We start from the raw sequence: 17,476 nt of genomic DNA, 5'->3' as shown, positions 1-17,476 counted from the left end.
AAGAGAATAACTACACTTCCAGGCGCCTCCCAGTAATGCCAGTACTTAGATTAAGCATTTCCGACATCTCCAATGCGTTAACAGGTGCACTTCCATTTGGGTGGTTGTTAAAATATATGAATATTTCATCTTTAAACCCTATGCTTTCCTTAACCGTCAATGACAGGTCAGAAAGTTCTTCCTTAGTGTAACGATAATTGTATTTTCCCTGGCCCAACTGAACGGGAGAAAACCAATCAGCCTTGTTTCGTCCATGAAAACGAAAATATACGTCTCCAAAATTATCTTCGCGAAAATCGTTGACCAATATATCGGGACTATCAATACGCACAACACCTACATTAATTTGATTCAACTTATTTCTGACCTGCATGTCGTTGTACAGGGCTTTATTTCTGAATTCAACGAAGAATTTTGTCTTATAAGTATCAACATGAGAAAGGATATCGATCAGAATGGATTCAAGACCTTTAGTAAAATGCGGTGGAATCTGAAAAAGAACCACACCCATAGCGTTCATTTCCTGAAAGATTGAAACCTCGGACTCTAGAAAGTCGGAGAGGTCAGATATGGCTGCCTGAGTAGAGTTGAAGATGTCCTCGTGTGATATTTTCTGCGGCAATTTCAGCGTAAACTTGAATCTCGGATTCTCCCTTACGCGGGAGATCCATGACTTGAGAGTTTCGGGTTTAAAGTCCCTGTAGAATGTAGAGTTAACCTCAACGGTGTCGAAGACCTTTGAATAGTATTTTAGCTGGTCTACAGTGCCTCGTGGATAAAAACTTCCTCTCCAGTCCTCATAGTTCCACCCTGAACAGCCCAGATAAATCATTATTTTAATGCCTCCCTAGCAATGATAACTCTCTGGATCTGGTTCGTCCCTTCATAAATTTGAGTTATCTTAGCATCCCTCATGTGCCGTTCTGCATCCATGTCCGTGGTATAACCGTAACCGCCAAAAAGCTGAAGACAATCGGTGGTGATCTTCATTGCCATGTCCGATGCATACAATTTTGCCTCAGAGGAGATTTTCACAGCATTCTCCCCACGATCGAACATCTCTGCAGCTTTATATGTAAGAAGTTTTGCCGAATCTATCTTTGTAACCATATCCGCAATCATAAACTGAATACCTTCAAAGTTGGATATCTCCGTGCCGAATTGCTTTCTCTGTTTTATGTAATCCGCCGCTTCATCAAAAGCCACTTCTGCTATTCCCAGTGCCTGCGCTGCTATTCCTATCCTACCCGTATCCAGAGTTTCCATTATAACATGAAAACCCTCATTTTCCTTCCCGAGCAGATTCTCTTCAGGTATCGATACGTCATGAAACTCCAGCTCCACTGTGCTGCTTCCTCTGATACCAAGTTTTTCTATGTCCCTGCTTATGAGAAAACCTGGTGTGCCTGCATCGACAACAAATGTCGATATTCCTCTGTGCCCTTTCCCAGGCGCGGTTACGGCATCAACAACAAAGAATCTGGCAAGCCTTCCATTGGAAATGAAAATTTTATCTCCATTAATAATATAATTGCTCCCTTCTTTCCTGGCCGTTGTTCTTATCGATGCTGCATCGCTGCCTGCACCTGGTTCGGTTATAGCCAAACCCCCTATTTCCCCCCTTGCTACACGCGTAAGATACTTCTGTTTGAGGGTCTCACTGCCAAAACGATTAACTGGATCCGCAAATAGTGTAATTGCACCGTCAAGGACCAGTGCTGTGCTTGCACACGCCTTGGAAAGCTCCTCCATGACTCTTACAAAAAAGCTAAAACTGAGTCCGGAACCACCATATTTCTTGGGTATAGTGCTTGAAAACAGCCCTAACTCTGCCATTCTATCTATAATCTTCCTTGGAACTTCTTTGTTTCTGTCTATATCCCTTGCCAGTGGCTTGACTTCCTTTTGCGCAAATTCTTTAACATATTCCAAAACATCTTTTTCATCATCTGTCAACGAAGCTTCAATCATAAAATGTAATGCGAAACCTATTAGATAATTTTGTCCTATTGTATTTCAAAAAAATTTTGGATATGATTAAATTACCTTAACTCACTTTTGAGTTGAGCAAATAGATTGTCTGGCAACTTTCCTATTTCTTCATAGTTCTTTCTTCTAACTTCTATTGTACACCTATTGCAGCTCTTGAACTTTTCCAAGGCATCGTTATCGAAATGAAACTTCAAGTACTGCAACGTGGCTTCCAATGTATCCGTGGAACGACCGAGTTCTGGCGTAGCCTTAACTTCGGTTCCGTCAAAAACAAGGTAAACCTGATCCTCCACGCCTGTGAGTTCCTTCATGAGGCGCATCATCTGTAATTCTGACTCGAATTCAATGAACATCGAGACACTGAGGGTCCTTTCTGTTGGAAGAAGATCGGCATATGTTTCTATGAGATCGCTTATCCCTTCATTTGTCCTCATATTCTCCAGGTAGACCATTTCCTGAATCTGGTTCTTTACAAGGTCTCTTGACTCGAAGAGAAAACTGAATGTTCTTGTGGAAACTCGTCTCCGTTTCTCTATGCTGATCGCTTTGCGATTCTCTTCCTCACGTACTCTTTCGTAGTCGATTGGGAGAGCTATCTCGGAACGATAGATCTCATTTGTTGTCATGAAACTCACTTTGACATTGCTTCAAGAGTTTCCTGATACTTCTTCGCGTGGGACTTCTCCGCTTTTGTAAGAACTTCAAACCAGTGGGCTATATCCTCAAATCCCTCTTCTCTGGCGACCTTTGCAAAACCGGGGTACATCTGGCTATATTCGTAAGTTTCCCCTGCAATCGCAGACTTGAGATTTTCCTCTGTTGTTCCTATGGGCTCCCCTGTAACTGGATCTCCTACCTTGGCAAGGTATTTCATGTGACCAAACGCATGAGCAGTCTCTCCATCTGCAGTTGTCCTGAACGTTGCGGCTATTTCCTGGTAACCTTCCTCATCGGCCTTCTGCGCAAAATACATGTATCTCCTGTTTGCCTGTGATTCGCCAGCGAAACCCGCTTTCAAATTCTCCAGTGTTTTGCTATTTTTCAGTTCCATTTTATAACACCAATATGTCATTACCTCAACTTATAATAAGCTTATGATAGTCATTCTTAATTAATAATTATACAAAACTAGCTATCTTCGTTGCGACAAGAAAAACTGAAAAATCTCCAGGCAATTTATTCAACCCTGCAGACAGTTTATATTTTACACCTCCAAAGCTCATACTAAAATCCCTTGGAAGGTCCACTGTCAGCTCTTGGTATGAGAATTCCTGTACTCTAGCATCAATTAGGGGATCAAAATTATCAAATTCATCCAGATGAATTGGCTTCACAATCAATCCACTCTTTCCATGCAGGCTTTGAGGCATTCGAATGAGCCTGTGAATGTCTGTAGTTACAGGTTCGTCTATCTCACATTGATGATCACTGATCACAGATTCCATTATTTTTGAAAACACCAATTGATCGTTGTTATCCATATACTTGTATTTCTCGCCCCCTCCTGTTCTGAATACTTCAATTTTTTTGACGTTCTTTCCTGCTACGATCTTGTTCAAATTTTCCATATAACTTGAAATTTTTTTCTCACCGCCAAAAGTCTTCAAGAGAATTTCTGCGTATTGATCATTTTTATTCAGAACTGTGTAGAAATTTACAACCTGGTCATCTATTCTTTTTTTCCACCCAGTCATTTTACTCGGAATTTCTAGCATGGCTCTCCTTACGTCAATCGGAGAAAAACCTTCGCCTCTAACATAGTTTGCAATCTCGCGCCTAGCATCGGAACTGAGGGAATAGATCCAGTCCCTCACAACATGCACGTGGTATCCCCTCCCGCCAGAGAAGAATACCTTCAGGTCTTTTTCTTCCAGCCCAATGTCTCCTAGAAGAAATTCAAAAATGAGTCTATGAGTGTGCTTCTTCACTTCTCTTAAAATTTCTTCATACGTCATCTTGGAAGCACCAGGTATGTGATCTGCATCAAGATCGAATATAAGCTCCGCCCCAAGCCATTTTTTGTCTTTCATAACACGTTCTTCTGGATATTCATAGTACGCAGAAGAATAGTATATGTGTCTAGGAACAACATTTGAAACAAAGTGAGAGAGCTCTCGTACGTCATTGAATGATCTGTGTCGTGTCATAGTTCCGAAGAATGGAATAAAACCGATCTCCCTGGATTGAAGCTTATCGACTGCGGGCATAGACCAGTTCGAATAGTATTTTTGGAATAAATTTTGAAGCTTTAGATCCGAATCACTTTTACCGAACAATGCATGGGTGTAGGACATAAGTTATTAATAGCCTTTTTTAAATGCCCAATTGATGTTCATTCGTCGTATAACAGTCCTATCTGTCGTCTTGATAATGATATTTTCATCCATTGTCATCATCGCCCCAGAGCTGAGTTCTGGCCAGGTTATCCATAATTTTGGGGAGTCCGCCTCAGGAGTTGCATCAAATTCAACAGTTTTCATAATCTATCTTGGAAAGAATTCACAGCAGAATGACCAGGTACAATCCATTCTTGATAGCCTCGGCATCACGAGTAGTACGTTAGGATCGCTTTTATCCGTAAATGTTCCCCAAAATAAGGTTCCGGCATTCAAGAGCGATCTATCAAATATACAAGGTCTTTCATGGTCTTTAGGAAACAATCAGGTGATGAGCCCGATGATTTGCGCCGCACAGAATGTCCAGGGCAATCTTGTTCCTGCTTCATATGGCCCGAGAACAGTAGCTAGCGCCTATGATTTTAACTGGCTGTACAATCATGGAATTACAGGAAAAGGAATCACAATTGGCATTGTCGATGCCTATGGAGATCCGAACATAAGATACGATGTATACGCCTTTGATTCCGTTAACAAAATTGCGCCGATAAACCTAACGATAGATTATGCAAACAACAACGTTCCCATCGTAACTAATTCAAGTTGGGCACTTGAGACTGCAACCGATGTAGAGTGGGCGCATGCTATGGCCCCTGGAGCCAATATAGTTTTAGTTGTAGCACCAAATGCTACTTCCGACGCCCTGCAAGGCGCTGTGAGTTATGCTGTCGATAATAAGCTCGCTAATATATTGTCCCTGAGTTGGGGGATAGCGGAAAGCCTTCTGGGTAATCAAACAACCCAACTTTACTCAAAGATATATCAACAAGCAGCAGCCGAAAATATGACTGTACTGGCGGCGTCCGGTGATAGCGGGGCCTACGATGGCCAAAGCCAGCTGACGGTTAATTTCCCTGCATCTGATCCGTACGTAACTGGCGTTGGCGGAACTTACTTATACAACAGCAACGGTGTTTGGAAACAGACTGCTTGGGGAGGCAGTAACGGAGGCACGAATACTTTTGGAAGTGGTGGTGGTTACAGCCAGTATTTCAGTAACCAGTCATGGGAAGTTGCTGCTGGGTTTTCCGGAAACTACCGCGGTGTTCCGGACGTATCGATGATTGCGAGTACATACTCTCCAGTGTATATCATATCTCAGGGATTGCCAAGAGCCATAGGTGGAACAAGCGTTGCTACGCCAATATGGGCAGCAGTTACTGCACTAATAAAGGAAAAGAGCGGTGTAAATTTTGGTTCAGCTAACCCCTTACTGTATCAGATTGCGCGAACGAAATATTATAATTACTCGTTCACACAGATTCTTCCTCCAGGAAATAATGGATATTACGACGTGACCCCTGGATGGAATCCGGTTACTGGTCTCGGTACTCCGATCGTATCGAACCTGGTAAACATATCTTCGAAAATTTTAGAAGGCTACGGAAACGTTGTTAGATTCCTTGGAAAAAGTTATAATGCCACTGGAATAGAGGCCACTATTAATTTCGGAGCCCGATCTTACCTGCTCGGCAACGGTACCACGTTTGGTTTTGTCGGACTTTACAATAATTCAACAAACTATGCTCTTTTTGGACTGGCAGTATCAAACGATACTCAATCGTTAGAATTAATGTTGCGAAATGGAAACGTTACGTATAGTCACGTTTACAAAACGTATAGATTAGTTAACAGCGCCTCAATATACGCAACTCTTTCCGTTAACTATACACAAGGCGTGATTATAGCAAAGTATCTCAATCAGAGCTTTACCGCGACCTTGCCCGTATTCCTTTCTTTTTCAGGTTATGCGAATCCATCTGTTGGAGTATGGCAGCAAGGATCCGGTACAAACTTAACGTTCTTAACCCGGGTTAGTTTCTCTCATATATCGGAATTTGTTAATGGAACGGCCGTTAGTTCTGCAGTGGAACAAAATACTTATTTTTCCTATCTCAGGGATTATAACAGCACCGTTAATTGGAGTAATTCGAGCTCTGGCGTAAATTTCTTTTATGGCGTTAACCAGAGCGTAAAAGGACCGGTTTCGACCTCACAGTCCATACAGTATTATTTGAATTTCTCAGATCCGGTAACAGGCATCTTTTCCCTGTCACCACCAAGTTCAAACAGTGTTGTATGGTATCGGGATGGAATCAAACAATCCAGCGGAAATATAAGTTTTTCAGCCTCTGGTTATTACAATATATCAGTAAACATTACCAGCGGCCTGTCCAGCAAAATGATCGCTTACAGAACCGTATTTATCCCAAACGTAACAAGTTCTGTCTTAAACATCTCGAGTGGTTTGAGTTATTACAACAAATTCAACTCTTCAGTTGTTATAGACTATCTTAATCACGTATCATATTTGTCCAAAGAATCGATACCAACATTATCCAATGTCAAGAATAATATTTCCATTAGTACATTTGGTTTTGCAAACTTTCAGGAAAACGTTACGGGAAAAAGCATTAACATTACATTGTCCCCCAACAACATAAATGTTTCCCTATTCGTTTCGCCTTCCGGGGGAAACATAACTTTCAACGGGACAACCATAAAGGGTATTGACGGCTATTACTATGAGCATGTAAAACCGATCAAGAACTTCAATATTACAGCTAGTTATCCTGGCTTTCATAAATTTTACTGGAATACCACTCTTTACCCAGGAATAAATATATCAAAAACCGCTGTGCTGGAACCTACGAATTCAAGCTGGGTGGAACTGCACGGTAATGTAACGGATAGTTTGTTTAATTTTGGGATAAATGGAGTGAACGTATCACTTAACAATACCATCATGTCCTATTCTAATTCCACCGGATATTATATAATCTTTTACAAGCCCGGAGCATACAACGTCACGGCACACGAATCGATGTATGTTCCATTCAAAAAGAACGTGACAATAGTTTCGAATACCTTACTTAACATAGATCTTATACCTCTCAATGTATCATTAGTCAACATATTCAAGATTAGGATATTATCGGACATACCGTTCATGTTTTATTTTTCATACCTATCATGGTCTACATACAAAGGTTCTGGCTTTGAAGCTTACCAGTTGTATATTGCAAACAACCCTTCGTTTACAAGTGGGGAGAGAATAATCAACTTCCAATCTAACAATACCGGATCCACTTATGTTAGCGGGATTCTTCCGGGACATACCTATTATGTTGTTGTCGTTCTTAGGTTGGCAAACGGAGTATTTTATGAAAGCCAGATTGTAAAACTGAACTATTCTAATTTCCTTTGGCTGGGTGTCACTTTACTAATATATGCAGCAATTATAGGTTATATCGGGGTTGCAGTGTACATATTTGGCAAGCATAAAAAGAAAAAAGATGAGATAGAAATTTAACGCTCGTCTGCATTGAAAACTACGCCCTGTGATAGGGGTATTGTTTTTCCGTAGTTCCTGGTTACAGTTTGTCTCCGCATGTAATATTTCCATGAATCGCTTCCACTCTCTCTACCGAGACCGGTATCCTTCTCACCACCGAAGGCGCCACCAATTTCGGCTCCAGATGTGCTTGTGTTTATGTTTATAAGACCGCAATCAGATCCGCGCGGTGAAAGAAAGCGTCCCTCTTCATTTATGTCGTTCGTGAATATAGCAGAAGAGAGACCCTGCGGTACCGAGTTATGTATCCTTAACGCCTCGTCAAAATCTCTGTATTTCATTACATAAAGTATTGGAGCAAATGTTTCCTTCTTAACTATTTCCATGTTTTCATTTGCTTCGATTATTGCCGGAACAACATAATTTCCATTTTCCAGACCTTGAATATCGGCCCTAGTTCCGCCATAGACAACGTTTCCTCCTTCTGATTTAGCTTTTTCCACGGCATTGAGAAAGTTCTTCTCGGCAGTCCTATCGATCAGGGGACCAACTATAACATCATCAGACGAGGGATCCCCGATCTTTACGCTCGAATAAACGCGTTTCAATTTTGATACAAACTCATCGTAAATTTTTTCATGAACTATTGCTCTCCTGGTGGTAGTGCATCTCTGTCCAGCTGTTCCCAAGGAACCAAAAGATATTCCTTTGATGGCAAGATCAAGGTTACATTTGTCAGAGACAATTACACCATTGTTTCCCCCAAGTTCAAGAATGACCCTCCCCAACCTGGATGCAACCTTACCGTAAAGATTCCGCCCAACATCAGTGGACCCAGTAAATGATACCAATGGAATTCTTGGATCTCTAGATATCCATTCCCCGCCATCTGATCCCCTGCTCACCAGCAAAGAGAATATAGGTGGGGAACCAGCATCTGAAAGTGCTTCCGATACCACACGCGAAACTGCTATAGCAGTAAGACATGCCTTTGATGACGGTTTCCAAACAACGCTATCCCCCGCAACAGCCGCTATGAAAGCATTCCATGACCACACCGATGCAGGAAAGTTGAACGAGGTAATCACGCCTACCATTCCAAGTGGATTCCATTGCTCAAACAGCATATGATCGGGCCGCTCACTTGCCATGGTAAGGCCGTATAACTGTCTTGATATTCCTGTAGCAAAATAAGACACGTCGATCATCTCCTGGATCTCTCCCTCGCCTTCAGACTTTATTTTGCCGGCTTCCATAGTAACCATAGCACCAAGTGCTTTCTTTTTATCCTGGATCGCCTTTCCAACGGACATAATAATTTCTCCCCTTTTGGGAGCGGGTATTTCACGCCATTCCTTGAACACCTTTTCTGAAAAAGACATCATCTGATCGTAATCTTTTCTATTGGCCACTGAAACCTTGGAAAGAAGTTCGCCATTGATGGGACTCCTTGATTCTATTGTGTCGTGACCGTCCAATGGGATCCATTTTCCTACAAATATTCCAGAATTCGATATTTTTATTCCGAGTTCATCAAAAACGCTTTCTTTTAGCCTAAGAAAATTTTCACTAACCATGAATTCCGTTAGCGTTGTAATCGATTTATTTTTTACTCTAGGAATTACAGTTCCATAATTTCTACTGCATCTCGTCTATCCTTTCCATAACAGACATGCCTAGTTCAACCAGTAGAGCAAGATCCGGAGATTTGCCGGTATCCTTGAGTGCATTTAACGCTTTATTAGTAAATTTCTTTGCCACAGAGAAGGAATAATCTATTGATCCTGTCTCTATTATCTTTTCGCGTATCTTATTTTCTGATGCAGAATCGTTGGTTTGCTCTCCATGCCTGAGTTCCTCCTTAAAATCATCACCAGATTTACTGATAGCATGAATGAGAGGTAGAGTTATGGCATTATGCCTGAAGTCCGTGAACGTAGGCTTTCCGATCTTCTTGGTATCCCCAACAACATCCAGTATATCATCGGTCACCTGAAAAGCCATGCCTAAATTGTATGCAAAATCTTTCAGATTAAGAGCTATTGATTCAGATGCGTTTGCGGCTGTTGTGGCACCTAGAGCACATGCCTCAAAGAATCTAGCAGTTTTATTGCTAATAATATCAAAATAAGTATCTTCACTTATTTCCAGATTACCAAGATTCATGGCTTCCGTTATCTGCCCTTCCGCCAGGTGAGTGGATCCGTTGGCCATTATTCTAGAAACCTCTGGGCCATACCGGGAACCCAGTTCATACGCCTTGGCAAACAAGTAATCTCCTACAACTATGGCGTTGTTTATACCGTCAATAGCGTTCAATGACGGTTTTCCCCGCCTTGAATTCGCAGCATCAATGATGTCATCATGAACAAGGCTTGCTGTGTGAATGAGCTCGTAGCCGACCGCCAAATCAAGAATATCCTCAAAAGGCTTATCACAACTAATTTCATATGCAAGAACAGTAAGCAGTGGCCTAAAGCGTTTTCCACCCGCTTCAATTGTATACTTCGCCATCCGGCTAAGATCTTTTTGGGTAGTATCTATACTCTCAAGCAACCGCTTGTTTATTTCGGATACAATACCATGCAAGCCGGATTGCCATTCCTGAAAGTCAGTCATATACTCCTTATTACAATGATTGATTTAATATTAATGAATTCCTGATGAGACGTGCCAAAATAATCGTCGCAAATAGAAGTAGGATTTATAGAGGAAGCTTATCTACCTATTTTATTTTGCTAATGTTATTTCTATTGAAGAAACGTTTGACGTCCCTCTTTCCCCTTCGAGCGTTTCAGTATTTAGGGTTATTTTCTCGTAAGTAAGAGTTTGCAAAAATTTTCGTTTCGTTATTTCCGCTATATCTACTGCCTTACTGATCGCTTTTCCTCTGGCCTTTATTGTAATTCTATTCGCTTCGTTATTGAACTGCGTCACAACGGCAAGCACGTAATTCATTGTTGGTTTTTTACCCACGTAGATTATGTTTTCGTCAGCCATGTAAATACCTCTCTCTGCGATTATCAGAAGATATTTAACCTTTCTCAGTTAAATGTTTCAGATCATGATAAATAGACAGCTAATACTTTGAGTCTAATGAATCACGAATAGCTATCAACTAAAACGGAATCTGAAATATCTATTCGTGATCGCGTTGAAACAGACTACTGATCTTTCTATTCATATATTTTCTAAATGTATAGGGACAGCTTTAATGAAGCCGTACCAATGTGTTCGTCTCCCTCACACCATCGATTGAACGGAGTTCATCTACTATGTTATTAAGTTCGACCAGAGAACTGCAGTTCACCTGAAGAGCTACGTCGTATTTACCCGAGAATTCGTAAACTTCATCAAATTTTTTGGTAATTATATCATTAACGTGTTTAGCTTTCTTTGAGTCTAAGGTGAGCAATACCATACCCTCAATTCCATTATTTTTAACGACAACTGTAAATTTCTTAATAACGCCTGACTTAAGCATATTTTTGATTCTTTTTCGCACTGTTCCCTCAGAAATATTGAGTTTCCTGCCGATGTTAGAGTTTGTTGTTCTTGAGTTCTCTTTCAGAATATTTACAATAGACCAGTCTATTTCGTCCACAGAGCGATATTATATCCGAGATAAAAGCATTCCCAGTGATTACCGGTAGAGAGGTTGACTCTTACTGTCGTCTGTTGGAGACCCTTTTTTAATCAGCTCTTTTGGTACTTTCATCATTCTTATTATGTTTGTAGCCTGAACCATGTACAACGGCAATCCGGTATTCTGATCGTTTCCGTTTCTAAGGATTGCAACTATCTCCATCTTGATTTGAATAACAGATCCATCTTTGAGCTTTACAGTTATCCATTTTGGTTCCTCTTCTAACTCGAATTCAACAAGTTCGCCCCCAGGGGGGATCATGCCAGGCATCATACATATGGTAATGTTCTTCACCTAATAAGGTTTTGACGTTCAGATAAAACTAAACTCCAACCCGCGTGGAGATTTCTCAAAAAGAAATTGGTTCTGTCGTAAAACAATTCCCAATTGTATTTGATTTGCAGATAGCTTTTCTATGTCTTTAAAAGCAGCCGAACAGCAACCGAAACGCTATAGAGACAATAAAAGAAAATATTACTCCACTTGTGAGCACCACCTTAGTGGCCTTAAGAAGGATATAAAGACTATAAACTCCTGTTATATGTTATTACTCTCCCTTTTCAGCTTTCACACTTTTAATATATGTCTCAGTTATCAACCGATACACTGCGAGGGTAACAAAGCCTGGCCAACTGTGCAGGACTTAAGATTCTGTCCCGTAGGGGTTCGTGGGTTCAAATCCCATCCCTCGCATTTTTCAATAAAAATTTCGTTTTTTTAAATGTCTCGGTTTTTTGTAGTTATCAGGAAGTACTTCAAACGCGTAATGGCCGTGTGCAGCTGCGAATATTGCAAATAAAGAAATAAGTGTAATAAATAGAATTAACAAGACTATGTTTCCGGGAAAAATAAACATAAAAAGGATTAATGAAAGAAAGGCCATAAAACCAATTAAGATTAGCATGACTGATTTTATGGCGTATATACTCTTGTATATGTGAACATAACGCTTATCAATTATCATTGGTCTCCTCGAATGCAGCGATTAGAATAGTATTCATTCGATTCGAACATTAAAAACCCCAGATAAGCCATTCCAGTCTTTTTTTTATTCAGACAACTTTTAACGATACCTGTGCCATTTTCAAATAAAAATAATTTAACGATTATTGATGTTTTCTTTCTTCAACAGTTGATAAAGCCTAAAATCCATTCTAAAGATATTTTGAAAACTATTTAGGGAAAACAGCCATTTGCCTATTTCCTTATAGCTTGATCATTGCGGAAGATCTAATTTAACAATTTACAAAACGCTAAATGTACAGTATATTTACCGACACCAATGATCGAGTTACCAGTAAATAATGTTTAAAACTCATCTTGGGAAACGAGTATGAATTTGTAGAAGATCGTTATCGAATGAATGGAGCGGTATGAATAAAAGCATTGTCTATTTATTATATATTTGTTGAATATTTTGTGGATATTCCATATTTCATTTATCTCCGAACAAGCTTGGCCGCAAGTTCAAAGAGCGAAATCGTGTGAAGCCAGACTCGTCCTGGACCAACCATGTTTGCAAAGAAGAGACCTTCTCCCTCCATTCCTGCCAAGACCATTGTCTTAAGACCACCTATTCTTGATACGTTATACTGAACTGAATCATCAAAGGCAAGGACATGGCTCAATTCTACCTGTATCTCCTCTCCAGGTTTGAGATTCATTTCTATTACATGGCCGTGACCATGAAGCATTAATGCACCAGTTCCTGTGAATTTTTCAAGGAAAAAACCCTCGCCACCGAATACCCCTTGCCACATCCCAGCAAATTTTGTGGAGTAATTTACCGTTGAGTCCATGCACAGAAAGGCGTTGAATTCAGCCAATACTGAATTTCCATTCAAATCTATCCTCTGTATCTTGCCAGGCAAAAAACCTGCGGACCCGAATTCACCGGGTCCCTCAACTTTCAGCAAGAAAATGGCGGAACCAGCGAGCATATGAGAAAATGCCCCTCTTAGACCACCACTCTGAGTATCAAGTCTTGCACCCTGAGTCTTGTAAATAAGATGACCTGGTTCAATAAACATTGATTCTCCTTGATTCAATCCCACTTTCAGGTACTGCACTTCATTCCCAACAATCTCATAATTCGCCATGATGATGAAATGACGACGGTTTTTTTAAATTTTGCGATGTTGCGGTATTCAATTTATAATAACAATTTAGCCACTAATAAGTGATCGTGCAATCGCTTATCTTGTAACGGATTCTTTTTTGATATGCGTAGGTTCCTTTATCACGATCTCCTCTGTTGCAGGATAAGGTTTAGATTCCAACCTATCCTTCCATTCAAAAAGTTCCAGTAGTATAGGGACAAGGCTTACTCCCTTAGTGGAGAGTGAATAATATACAGCAGGCGGGTTTGAATCGGTTACTGTTCTATCGATTAGATAAACAGATTCAAGTGAAGTGAGGGCCCTTGATAAACTGCGACCACCTATTCCCCTAAGTGATCTTTTTATTTGTGAAAATCGCATTCTTTTTTCTTTTTCAAGCAAAAAAATGATTGGTAAAGTCCATCGATCATTAAGTACGTGGATTTCGCTATGAATGTTGCTAGAAAGACTTGCCAATTCGATCGGTAAGATGTAACCGTTCATCTTATTCTTCTCGATGAGACCATTTCCGTCAGGGAGGGGTGATTGACTTGTTGAAACCATGTATCCCTAATGATACTTCCGGGTATAATAACCTGATCTTAATTTGTGCATGATAAAAATGAATGCTGAAGATATTCAGACTAAAGTTATTGAAGTAGTGGATACCGTTAGTAAGAGCGTCGTACAGATAAACAGTAGAAAAATAAAAGCCTACAGAAATACTTTGCCTTTAAGAACAGAATCAACTGCAAGTGGAATAATACTAAGTACAAGTGGATACGTGTTAACAAACAACCATGTTATTGACGAATCCCAGGAAACTGAAGTAATCGCACCTGACGGTACTATCTTGAATGCTGAAATAATTGGTGCAGATTCGCTGACTGATTTAGCTCTATTAAAGACAAAAGCAAATGGAATGAGTCCAGTCAAATTTGCTGATTCTGATAACCTTAAGGCAGGCCAATTCGCGATAGCTGTTGGAAATGCTCTTGGGCTCCCCGGGGCTCCAACAGTTTCTCTCGGTGTAGTAAGTGCCATTGGAAGACCAATGCCATGGTCCGATTTTATATTTGAAGGACTAATACAGACAGATGCCGCTATTAATCCTGGAAACAGTGGCGGACCACTTGCCGATCTGTCTGGAAATGTTATAGGCATAAACACGGCTATGATTCCATTTGCACAGGGTGTAGGATTCGCAATACCATCGAACACAGTTAACAGGGTAGTAGAGCAGATACTCACATCTGGACGTGTCGTTCGACCATGGCTTGGCATTTCTGGAATTGCAGTAACGGATGAAATATCCCAGCGACTCAAATTGCCCACAAAAAATGGCGTAATGATATTGAGAATGACGCGCGGCGGACCTGCCCATAAATCCGGCCTGGAGTTATACGACACAATAGTTTCAATCAATGGAATGAAGGTAGACTCTATGAGGACCTTGCTTTCAACACTTGCGAATATAGAAATAGGTGAAACTGCGGAATTTACTGTGATAAGGAAAAATAAAATAGTCTCCGCTAAAATACAAATGGAGGAAATGCCGGAGTTGTATATTGAAAACGGAAATAACTAATTTACCTCCATATCCGATGGTCGGGATCAGATTACAATCGTTCGGTAGAACTCAGTAATTACTTGGAATTTGTTTTCAGTCTATTAAAGTCTTATCTATTATTTCATTTTACCTAGAGGTTAATGATAAAGCAAATATTCCAAATAATTTCTTCATCATTGATGTCTTGAATTCTCTTTTATAACCATCATCCTATCACTTTAGTAATGCCCATTCTAATTGAATTGATTGGGATTGCTAAACCGGAACACCATAATCTTTGTATCGACCTAAAAAGATAGAATACGGCTACATTTTTGATACGAAATGTAAGATAAAATTATAGCTCATCTCCTCTCAATCGTATAGGTAACGGTAAGTATGAGTGCAGAATGAAATAGTTGTGAGTATCTTGAAATCAACGCGTTTAAGCCATAAGATATAATTACTGTTTCTAAACGAGTATGACAAGATGGATAAAGATTCGAAACTGATAATTGCATTATTGACTGCCGTGCTGATGGGTGCAGTTGATTCTACAATAGTGATACTTGCACTCCCAACTATAACTGTTCAACTTAATGCCCCACTTTCTATTTCAATATGGATAATACTGATCTACCTTCTTGTCATAGCTGTGGGAACAACTCAGTTGGGGAGATTGGGTGACTTACTGACGCGTAAGAAAATGTTCAACACTGGAATTGCTCTCTTCACTATTGGCTCAGCTTTATGTGGTGCTTCCGCAACTATTTTTGAACTCATTGCTTTCAGAGTATTACAGGGCAGTGGCGCTGCTATGATACAGGCAAATAGCGGTGCAATAGTCGCGGACAATTTTCCGCCAAATAAGAGAGGGAGAGTGTTCGGATATACATCTGTCGGATACAATTCCGGCGCAATGATTGGCATAATTTTGGGTGGCGTTATCACTACATTTATAGGTTGGAGATATATTTTCTACATTAACGTGCCCATTGGCGCCTTCGCGCTGTATTATGCTTTGAAATATGTAAAACGTGGATCACCAGTAGCAAACAAACTTGATTTGCCTGGCGCATTTTCCCTTGGCGGCGCCTTGATCCTTATCTCATATGCTGCAACGGACATTTCCTTGCATGGGGTTGATCTATTCAATGAGATGCTCATACTTCTAGGGATCGCAGTCATATTCGTCTTCCTGTATATTGAGAACAAGGTCAAGAACCCATTACTTCCAAAAAAGATATTTCATATTAGAATCCTCAGTTTTTCCATAATGGCTTCATTTTTTCAAAGCTTAGGTTTTTTGGCTGTCGTGTTCATCATAATAATGTATCTTCAAGGAATCAGGGGATTAACGCCATTTTATAGTTCACTTCTTCTCCTTCCAGGATATGTTGTCGGCAGCATTCTTGGCCCCCTTTTTGGCAGACTTACTGACAGGATCGGTTCAAGGATTCCTGCAACGGTCGGCTTAAGCATTATGGCCTTCTCGGTTCTTGTTTATATCACATTAACGGTTGTATCTCCTCTTTATGTGATACTTGTTGCCTCTTTTTTCACTGGTACTGGAAGTTCAATGTTCTTTCCGGCAAACAACAGCGCAGTCATGGCAAATTCACCAAGAGAATTTTATGGCATGACTTCGGGGTTTCTCAGAACCATGTCAAACATAGGTATGTTGGGTAGCTTTGTTCTTGCGATCTCTATTGCAAGCCTTAGTGTACCGAGAAGTGTTGCATTTGAAGTCTTTGCAGGCATTGGAAAGCTTCTTGGAAATGTCACAACAGAATTTATGGCTGGAATTCATGCAGCACTCTATGTTTCCCTTATCATTCTTATAATAGCTGCATTTCTTTCATTTATTAGGGGAAAGGAGCACAGATCTGGATGATCCCGCGGTAAGGTCTATAAGAATGGGAAAATATGCCTTCAATTTATCCCAAGCCCCATGTAACCCATGATTCTGGAAAGTGCATTCCAAAATTTCTTATGTATAGCGCCAGCTGTCCTTCGTGAAATATCTCATGCTCTATCATCCACCTAACAATAATTCTTGGGGAAGTTCGTTCGACACCTACATATTTCTTAGATTCTAGGCAATCAATAACTTCTTGAGAGAACTCTAAGGGATCTGCTGATTCAATGAAGCTCTTTAGTCGCTCCGCAGTCAATTTTAATTCAATTATTAGTCTAGGTTTATCTATTTCTAGAGAATGATCAATATCGTTTCTTTCGAATACGAGTTTTTGATTCTCAAGAGCATCGATGTAACATTTTGATATATCAATTAAATGCCTAAATTGTTTCCCAATAGTACCAGCCTTAGATATAGGGGCCTCAGATAATCGACTGTCAGAAATTGACAGGAGCAAATCTAGGGTCAATTTTCTGTGCAGTGAAAATTCGTTGTAATATTCTAATGTAGAAAACATATTTTTGCATGACAAAAATGTATTTATGTTCCATGAAAGTCAACATATTGTTGTAATCAGATTT

At 40.2% G+C, this 17,476-nt stretch carries 16 protein-coding genes and 1 tRNA gene; 4 read left to right on the top strand and 13 right to left on the bottom strand.

Annotated features, from left to right (window positions below):
- Positions 1-10: 10 nt before the first annotated feature.
- From LVQ96_00690 to priS, 5 genes are all read right to left on the bottom strand, one after another.
- The gene (locus LVQ96_00690) at positions 11-832 is read right to left on the bottom strand and encodes a DUF72 domain-containing protein (protein MCW6169674.1); all 822 of its coding nucleotides are present in this window, start codon (positions 830-832) and stop codon (positions 11-13) included.
- Positions 832-1,971 (bottom strand): acyl-CoA dehydrogenase family protein, encoded by a 1,140-nt coding sequence (locus LVQ96_00685; GenBank protein MCW6169673.1) that lies wholly within the window; start codon positions 1,969-1,971, stop codon positions 832-834. The genes LVQ96_00690 and LVQ96_00685 overlap by 1 nt, the downstream gene beginning before the upstream one ends.
- Before the next feature lie 71 nt (positions 1,972-2,042).
- Complete coding sequence (locus LVQ96_00680; protein ID MCW6169672.1) at positions 2,043-2,618, bottom strand: DUF3501 family protein; 576 nt, start codon at positions 2,616-2,618, stop codon at positions 2,043-2,045.
- Positions 2,619-2,623: 5 nt separating this feature from the next.
- Positions 2,624-3,043: a rubrerythrin family protein gene (locus LVQ96_00675; GenBank protein ID MCW6169671.1), complete on the bottom strand. Its 420-nt coding sequence runs from the start codon at positions 3,041-3,043 to the stop codon at positions 2,624-2,626.
- 67 nt (positions 3,044-3,110) lie between these two features.
- Positions 3,111-4,268: a DNA primase catalytic subunit PriS gene (priS, locus tag LVQ96_00670; GenBank protein MCW6169670.1), complete on the bottom strand. Its 1,158-nt coding sequence runs from the start codon at positions 4,266-4,268 to the stop codon at positions 3,111-3,113.
- Between the two features lie 52 nt (positions 4,269-4,320).
- Between priS and LVQ96_00665 the strand changes: the two genes are divergently transcribed.
- Positions 4,321-7,701: a hypothetical protein gene (locus LVQ96_00665; GenBank protein MCW6169669.1), complete on the top strand. Its 3,381-nt coding sequence runs from the start codon at positions 4,321-4,323 to the stop codon at positions 7,699-7,701.
- Here LVQ96_00665 and LVQ96_00660 read toward each other — a convergent pair.
- The 5 genes from LVQ96_00660 to LVQ96_00640 form a co-directional block, all read right to left on the bottom strand.
- Positions 7,698-9,260: an aldehyde dehydrogenase family protein gene (locus tag LVQ96_00660; GenBank protein ID MCW6169668.1), complete on the bottom strand. Its 1,563-nt coding sequence runs from the start codon at positions 9,258-9,260 to the stop codon at positions 7,698-7,700. The two genes, LVQ96_00665 and LVQ96_00660, sit on opposite strands and share 4 nt — an antisense overlap.
- 61 nt (positions 9,261-9,321) lie before the next feature.
- On the bottom strand, positions 9,322-10,302 hold the full coding sequence (locus LVQ96_00655) for a polyprenyl synthetase family protein (protein MCW6169667.1): 981 nt from the start codon (positions 10,300-10,302) through the stop codon (positions 9,322-9,324).
- 111 nt (positions 10,303-10,413) lie between these two features.
- Positions 10,414-10,683: a DNA-binding protein Alba gene (gene albA, locus LVQ96_00650; GenBank protein MCW6169666.1), complete on the bottom strand. Its 270-nt coding sequence runs from the start codon at positions 10,681-10,683 to the stop codon at positions 10,414-10,416.
- A 211-nt stretch (positions 10,684-10,894) separates the two neighbouring features.
- Positions 10,895-11,287 (bottom strand): Lrp/AsnC family transcriptional regulator, encoded by a 393-nt coding sequence (locus tag LVQ96_00645; GenBank protein MCW6169665.1) that lies wholly within the window; start codon positions 11,285-11,287, stop codon positions 10,895-10,897.
- A gap of 39 nt (positions 11,288-11,326) precedes the next feature.
- Entirely contained in the window at positions 11,327-11,623 is a 297-nt protein-coding gene (locus tag LVQ96_00640; GenBank protein ID MCW6169664.1) for a hypothetical protein, read from the bottom strand.
- A gap of 314 nt (positions 11,624-11,937) precedes the next feature.
- On the opposite strand from LVQ96_00640, the gene LVQ96_00635 reads away from it, so the two are divergent.
- A tRNA-Leu gene (locus tag LVQ96_00635) sits at positions 11,938-12,022 on the top strand.
- A 746-nt stretch (positions 12,023-12,768) separates the two neighbouring features.
- On the opposite strand, the gene LVQ96_00630 is transcribed toward LVQ96_00635, so the two are convergent.
- Both LVQ96_00630 and LVQ96_00625 read right to left on the bottom strand, forming a co-directional pair.
- Entirely contained in the window at positions 12,769-13,428 is a 660-nt protein-coding gene (locus LVQ96_00630) for a TIGR00266 family protein (GenBank protein ID MCW6169663.1), read from the bottom strand.
- A gap of 96 nt (positions 13,429-13,524) precedes the next feature.
- Complete coding sequence (locus LVQ96_00625; protein MCW6169662.1) at positions 13,525-13,992, bottom strand: helix-turn-helix transcriptional regulator; 468 nt, start codon at positions 13,990-13,992, stop codon at positions 13,525-13,527.
- Between the two features lie 58 nt (positions 13,993-14,050).
- On the opposite strand from LVQ96_00625, the gene LVQ96_00620 reads away from it, so the two are divergent.
- Together LVQ96_00620 and LVQ96_00615 are read left to right on the top strand one after the other, a co-directional pair.
- Complete coding sequence (locus LVQ96_00620) at positions 14,051-15,016, top strand: trypsin-like peptidase domain-containing protein (protein ID MCW6169661.1); 966 nt, start codon at positions 14,051-14,053, stop codon at positions 15,014-15,016.
- A 451-nt stretch (positions 15,017-15,467) separates the two neighbouring features.
- Entirely contained in the window at positions 15,468-16,871 is a 1,404-nt protein-coding gene (locus LVQ96_00615) for an MFS transporter (protein ID MCW6169660.1), read from the top strand.
- A gap of 43 nt (positions 16,872-16,914) precedes the next feature.
- Here LVQ96_00615 and LVQ96_00610 read toward each other — a convergent pair whose 3' ends face one another.
- Positions 16,915-17,412 carry a DinB family protein gene (locus LVQ96_00610; GenBank protein MCW6169659.1) on the bottom strand — a complete coding sequence of 166 codons (498 nt, stop codon included), beginning with the start codon at positions 17,410-17,412 and terminating at the stop codon, positions 16,915-16,917.
- Positions 17,413-17,476: the final 64 nt, after the last annotated feature.

This window comes from Thermoplasmatales archaeon (assembly GCA_026127925.1).
Classification (GTDB): domain Archaea; phylum Thermoplasmatota; class Thermoplasmata; order Thermoplasmatales; family Thermoplasmataceae; genus JAKAYB01.
The sequence above is the reverse complement of the archived record's forward strand: the minus strand, read 5'-3'. Positions and strand labels throughout refer to the sequence as shown.

What these genes read in the sequence shown, in the direction of transcription:
- LVQ96_00690 (MCW6169674.1), bottom strand. Translation starts at nt 832, where the DNA reads ATGATTTATCTGGGCTGTTCAGGGTGGAACTATGAGGACTGGAGAGGA.
- LVQ96_00685 (MCW6169673.1), bottom strand. Translation starts at nt 1,971, where the DNA reads ATGATTGAAGCTTCGTTGACAGATGATGAAAAAGATGTTTTGGAATAT.
- LVQ96_00680 (MCW6169672.1), bottom strand. Translation starts at nt 2,618, where the DNA reads ATGACAACAAATGAGATCTATCGTTCCGAGATAGCTCTCCCAATCGAC.
- LVQ96_00675 (MCW6169671.1), bottom strand. Translation starts at nt 3,043, where the DNA reads ATGGAACTGAAAAATAGCAAAACACTGGAGAATTTGAAAGCGGGTTTC.
- LVQ96_00665 (MCW6169669.1), top strand. Translation starts at nt 4,321, where the DNA reads ATGTTCATTCGTCGTATAACAGTCCTATCTGTCGTCTTGATAATGATA.
- LVQ96_00660 (MCW6169668.1), bottom strand. Translation starts at nt 9,260, where the DNA reads ATGGTTAGTGAAAATTTTCTTAGGCTAAAAGAAAGCGTTTTTGATGAA.
- LVQ96_00655 (MCW6169667.1), bottom strand. Translation starts at nt 10,302, where the DNA reads ATGACTGACTTTCAGGAATGGCAATCCGGCTTGCATGGTATTGTATCC.
- albA (MCW6169666.1), bottom strand. Translation starts at nt 10,683, where the DNA reads ATGGCTGACGAAAACATAATCTACGTGGGTAAAAAACCAACAATGAAT.
- LVQ96_00630 (MCW6169663.1), bottom strand. Translation starts at nt 13,428, where the DNA reads ATGGCGAATTATGAGATTGTTGGGAATGAAGTGCAGTACCTGAAAGTG.
- LVQ96_00625 (MCW6169662.1), bottom strand. Translation starts at nt 13,992, where the DNA reads ATGGTTTCAACAAGTCAATCACCCCTCCCTGACGGAAATGGTCTCATC.
- LVQ96_00620 (MCW6169661.1), top strand. Translation starts at nt 14,051, where the DNA reads ATGAATGCTGAAGATATTCAGACTAAAGTTATTGAAGTAGTGGATACC.
- LVQ96_00615 (MCW6169660.1), top strand. Translation starts at nt 15,468, where the DNA reads ATGGATAAAGATTCGAAACTGATAATTGCATTATTGACTGCCGTGCTG.
- LVQ96_00610 (MCW6169659.1), bottom strand. Translation starts at nt 17,412, where the DNA reads ATGTTTTCTACATTAGAATATTACAACGAATTTTCACTGCACAGAAAA.